Raw genomic sequence first — 4,572 nt, forward strand, 5'->3', positions numbered from 1 at the left:
GAGATGGTGATGCCGGGCGACAATGTGACCATGGAGGTCGAGCTGATCGTGCCGATCGCCATGGAGGAGAAGCTGCGCTTCGCCATCCGCGAGGGCGGCCGCACGGTCGGCGCCGGCGTCGTCGCAAGCATTATCGAATGATTGATGCGACAAATCCGTTCGCGGAAACCGCGAACGGTGGCGGCGCCGGCGTCGCCGCCAGCATAGCCGAGTGAATGCAACGACCGGCGCTGCCGGGAGCAGGGTCTGAACCTTAGGAGTGTAGCTCAACTGGCTAGAGCACCGGTCTCCAAAACCGGGGGTTGGGGGTTCGAGTCCCTCCACTCCTGCCAGCCCCAGGAGTGGATGGAGAAAACATGGCGCTCACGGCCGGGCTTTGATCCCGCAGCGTCCGGACAGAGGAAAAATGGCCAAGACGAACCCGTTTGAGTTCATTCAGCAGGTACGCACCGAGGTCGCCAAGGTGACTTGGCCGAGCCGCCGGGAGACCGCCGTGACCACGCTGATGGTGCTGGTGATGGCGGTGCTGGCCGCGCTCTTCTTCCTGGCCGCGGATCAGATTCTGGCCTGGGGCGTGGAGATGGTCCTTGGGCGCTGACGGGAGCGGGGCGATGAGCAAGAAATGGTACATCGTCCACGCCTACTCGAACTTCGAGAAGAAGGTCGCCGACGCCATTCGCGAGCGCGCGGCGGCCGCCGGCCTGTCGGACCTGTTCGAGGAGGTCCTGGTGCCGATGGAGGAGGTGGTCGAGGTCCGGCGCGGGCGCAAGGTCAGTTCCGAGCGCAAATTCTTTCCCGGCTACGTGCTGGTGAAAATGGAGATGACCGACGAGGCGTTCCACCTGATCAAGAACACGCCCAAGGTGACCGGGTTCCTCGGCTCGGACAAGAAGCCGATCCCGATCAGCGAGGACGAGGCGTTGCGCATTCTGCAGCAGGTGCAGGAGGGCGTCGAGCGGCCGAAGCCGTCGATCACATTCGAGATCGGCGAGCAGGTGCGCGTCGCGGACGGCCCCTTCGCCTCCTTCAACGGACACGTAGAGGAGGTCGACGAGGAACGCGCGCGACTCAAGGTGGCGGTGTCGATCTTCGGCCGCGCCACCCCGGTGGAGCTCGAATACAGCCAGGTGGAGAAGCTCTAGTTTCGGTTTTGGTGGGAGGGCCTCGGGCGGTGCCAACGCCCCAGGCTCGGGACCACCGCCCCTAAGTCGGAAGGGAAGGTTATGGCGAAGAAGATTGAAGGCTACTTGAAACTGGAGGTGCCGGCGGGCGCAGCCACGCCGTCGCCGCCGATCGGACCTGCGCTCGGTCAGCGCGGGCTCAACATCATGGAGTTCTGCAAGGCGTTCAATGCCGCGACCCAAGACATGGAGAAAGGCGCGCCGGTGCCGGTGGTGATCACCATCTATGCCGACCACTCCTATTCCTTCGTTTCCAAGACGCCGCCGGCCGCCTATCTGCTGCGCAAGGCCGCCGGCCTTGACAAGGGAAGCCAGGAGCCGGGCCGGGTCATAGCCGGCGCGGTGTCCTCGGCGCAGGTGCGCCAGATCGCCGAAACCAAGATGAAGGACCTCAACGCGACCACGATCGAGGCGGCGATGAGGATTATCGAAGGGTCCGCCCGCTCGATGGGCATCGAGGTGGTGAGGTAGGCGCCATGGCACGGAGCGGAAAGCGGATGAGAGCGGCCCGCGAGGGCATCGAGAGTGGCCGGGCCTACCCGATCGACGAGGCGGTGAAGCTGGTCAAGGAGCGGGCCAAGGCGAAGTTCGACGAGACGGTGGAAGTTGCCATCAATCTCGGCGTCGACCCTCGCCATGCCGACCAGATGGTGCGCGGGGTGTGCCAATTGCCGAACGGTTCCGGACGGACCGTGCGGGTCGCCGTGTTCGCAAAGGGCGACAAGGCCGACGAGGCCAAGAAAGCGGGCGCCGACGTGGTCGGCGCGGAGGATCTGGTGGAGACGGTTCAGAAAGGCGAGATCAATTTCGACCGCTGCATCGCCACGCCCGACATGATGCCGCTGGTCGGCCGGCTCGGCAAGGTGCTGGGCCCGCGCGGCCTGATGCCGAACCCGAAGGTCGGCACGGTGACGGCGGACGTCGCGGCGGCCGTGAGAGGCGCCAAGGGCGGAGCGGTGGAGTTCCGCGTCGAGAAGGCGGGCATCGTCCATGCCGGCGTCGGCAAGGCGTCGTTCACGGAGCAGGCGTTGGTCGAGAACGTCAAGGCGCTCGCCGATGCGGTGATGAAGGCCAAGCCCGCCGGCGCCAAGGGAACCTATATGCGCAGGCTCGCCATCAGCTCGACCATGGGCCCCGGGGTCCGCATCGAGCCGGCGAGCGTATTGCAGGGGTGATCGGCCGTATCGCCCCGATTTGACGAGTTTCCGCCTGGCGTTCCAGGCGGAGCGCGAGGGCAGACCGGGCATATCGGCCGGTTTGTCCTCGACCTGTCCGAGACTGCAGGTGCCGCGCGTTGCGGCTTAAGCCTGATCGAACCGACTCAAGGGTCATGAGATCGAGGCCTGCATAGACGGGAGGCAAGACGATATCCGCGCTTCGGCCCGATCGGGCGTTCGATCGGACCGGAAGTAAGGCGCGGCGATCGGTTGGACCTCTTGGCCGAGCCCGGCGTGCCGGGCAAGGCGGACAGGCAGGTGAGCGCCGTTGCGGCGCCCTTGCCTTTGACGGCCAAGGGTCCGCGACGGCTGGTGCAACCGGTGGTGGAGGCACTTGGAAGCCTCAACCGCCATACCGGAGAGAGCCAGTGGACAGAGCGCAAAAGCGAGAGTTCGTCACGGAGATGCACGGCGTGTTCGAAAAAGCCGGCGTCATCGTCGTGGCCCACTATTCAGGGCTCACCGTCGAGCAGATGAACGACCTGAGGGGTCGCATGCGCGACGGCGGGGCGCAGCTGAGAGTGGTCAAGAACCGCCTTGCAAAGCTTGCTCTGGAGGGCACGGACGTCGCCGGGGCGGTCGACCTGTTTCAAGGACCGACCCTGGTCGCCTATTCCGACGACCCGGTGGCGGCGCCGAAGGCTGCCGTCGCATTCGCCAAGCAGAACGAAAAGCTCATCGTTCTGGGCGGCGCGTTGGGGGCGGACGTGCTCGATGCCAACGGTGTCAAGGCCCTAGCCGACTTGCCGTCGCTCGACGGATTGAGGGGCAAGCTGGTCGGCATGCTTTCTGCGCCGGCAAGCCGCATCGCCCAGATTCTGTCGGCGCCGGCGGCTCAGGTCGCCCGCGTGCTTAGCGCTTATGGCGCTAAGGGGCAGGCTGCGTAAGGCACTGGTCCAGAACCGATCGAACAGACGAAAGCGAGTAGAAAATGGCCGATCTTGCAAAGATTGTTGATGAACTTTCGACCCTGACCGTGCTCGAGGCGGCGGAACTGTCGAAGCTGCTCGAGGAGAAATGGGGCGTCTCGGCGGCGGCTCCCGTGGCGGTCGCAGCGGCCGCGCCCGGTGGCGGCGAGGCGGCGGCGGCCGAGGAGAAGGATACCTTCGACGTCATCCTGACAGCGGTAGGCGACAAGAAGATCAATGTCATCAAGGAAGTCCGCGCCATCACCCAGCTTGGCCTGAAGGAGGCCAAGGATCTGGTCGAAGGCGCGCCGAAGCCCGTCAAGGAGGGCGTTTCCAAGGACGAGGCGGAGGCAATGAAAAAGAAGCTCGAGGATGCCGGCGCGTCCGTCGAGTTGAAATAGCGAAATGGACCGCCGGGATAGGCAGGCGCCGCGCCTTCCCGGTCCCGGCGGGCGGCTTTCCCGAAGGAAGGCCCTGTGTTTCGGAAGGCTGCTGAATACCAGATGAGGAGCGACGATGGCTGAAACCTTTACCAGCCGAAAACGGGTTCGCAAATACTTCGGCAAGATCGTCGAAGTGGCCGAGATGCCGAATCTGATCGAAGTCCAGAAGGAGTCCTACGACCAGTTCCTGCAGGTCAAGGAGCCTACCGGCGGACGCCCCGATCAGGGTCTGCAGGCGGTCTTCAAGTCGGTGTTCCCGATCTCCGACTTTTCCGAGACGGCGATGCTCGAATTCGTTCACTACGTGTTCGAGCTGCCGAAATACGACGTCGACGAGTGCCGGCAGCGCGGCATGACCTATGCTGCGCCGCTCAAGGTGACGCTGCGGCTGATCGTGTTCGAGGTCGATCCCGACAGCGGCGCCAAGTCTGTCAAGGACATCAAGGAGCAGGACGTCTATTTGGGCGACATCCCGTTCATGACCTCGAAGGGGACCTTCATCGTCAACGGCACCGAGCGCGTCATCGTCTCGCAGATGCACCGCTCTCCCGGCGTCTTCTTCGATCACGACAAGGGCAAGACGCACTCGTCGGGGAAGCTCCTCTACAGCGCGCGCATCATTCCGTACCGCGGCTCGTGGCTCGACTTCGAGTTCGACCCCAAGGACATCCTCCACGTTCGGATCGATCGTCGCCGCAAGCTCCATGCGACCGTGCTGCTCCGCGCCCTCGGGTACTCCACCGAGGAGCTGCTCAACTACTTCTACAGCACCGAAACGGTCTTCCTCGAGCAGGGCAAGAAGTTCTCGAAGTCCCTCGAGTAC

8 protein-coding genes and 1 tRNA gene are annotated in these 4,572 nt (G+C 64.4%); all 9 read left to right on the top strand.

The features are described 5' to 3' along the window. Positions 1-141, top strand: a 141-nt coding sequence (gene tuf, locus Q8P46_11490; protein MDP2620778.1) for an elongation factor Tu, incomplete at its 5' end; no start/stop codon positions are given. Positions 142-255: 114 nt separating this feature from the next. Then, positions 256-332, top strand: a tRNA-Trp gene (locus Q8P46_11495). Positions 333-406: 74 nt separating this feature from the next. Beyond that, positions 407-598, top strand: a complete 192-nt coding sequence (gene secE / locus Q8P46_11500) for a preprotein translocase subunit SecE (GenBank protein MDP2620779.1) — start codon at positions 407-409, stop codon at positions 596-598. A gap of 13 nt (positions 599-611) precedes the next feature. Next, on the top strand, positions 612-1,142 hold the full coding sequence (nusG, locus tag Q8P46_11505) for a transcription termination/antitermination protein NusG (GenBank protein MDP2620780.1): 531 nt from the start codon (positions 612-614) through the stop codon (positions 1,140-1,142). A gap of 81 nt (positions 1,143-1,223) precedes the next feature. Continuing rightward, on the top strand, positions 1,224-1,652 hold the full coding sequence (gene rplK / locus Q8P46_11510; protein MDP2620781.1) for a 50S ribosomal protein L11: 429 nt from the start codon (positions 1,224-1,226) through the stop codon (positions 1,650-1,652). Between the two features lie 5 nt (positions 1,653-1,657). Beyond that, positions 1,658-2,356 carry a 50S ribosomal protein L1 gene (rplA, locus tag Q8P46_11515; protein ID MDP2620782.1) on the top strand — a complete coding sequence of 233 codons (699 nt, stop codon included), beginning with the start codon at positions 1,658-1,660 and terminating at the stop codon, positions 2,354-2,356. Positions 2,357-2,766: 410 nt separating this feature from the next. Continuing rightward, on the top strand, positions 2,767-3,285 hold the full coding sequence (rplJ, locus tag Q8P46_11520; GenBank protein MDP2620783.1) for a 50S ribosomal protein L10: 519 nt from the start codon (positions 2,767-2,769) through the stop codon (positions 3,283-3,285). Positions 3,286-3,329: 44 nt separating this feature from the next. Continuing rightward, the gene (rplL, locus tag Q8P46_11525) at positions 3,330-3,707 is read left to right on the top strand and encodes a 50S ribosomal protein L7/L12 (protein ID MDP2620784.1); all 378 of its coding nucleotides are present in this window, start codon (positions 3,330-3,332) and stop codon (positions 3,705-3,707) included. Positions 3,708-3,822: 115 nt separating this feature from the next. Then, positions 3,823-4,572 (top strand): DNA-directed RNA polymerase subunit beta (locus tag Q8P46_11530; GenBank protein MDP2620785.1); only part of this gene is annotated, 750 nt, incomplete at its 3' end.

This window comes from Hyphomicrobiales bacterium, from assembly GCA_030688605.1.
GTDB lineage: Bacteria > Pseudomonadota > Alphaproteobacteria > Rhizobiales > NORP267 > JAUYJB01.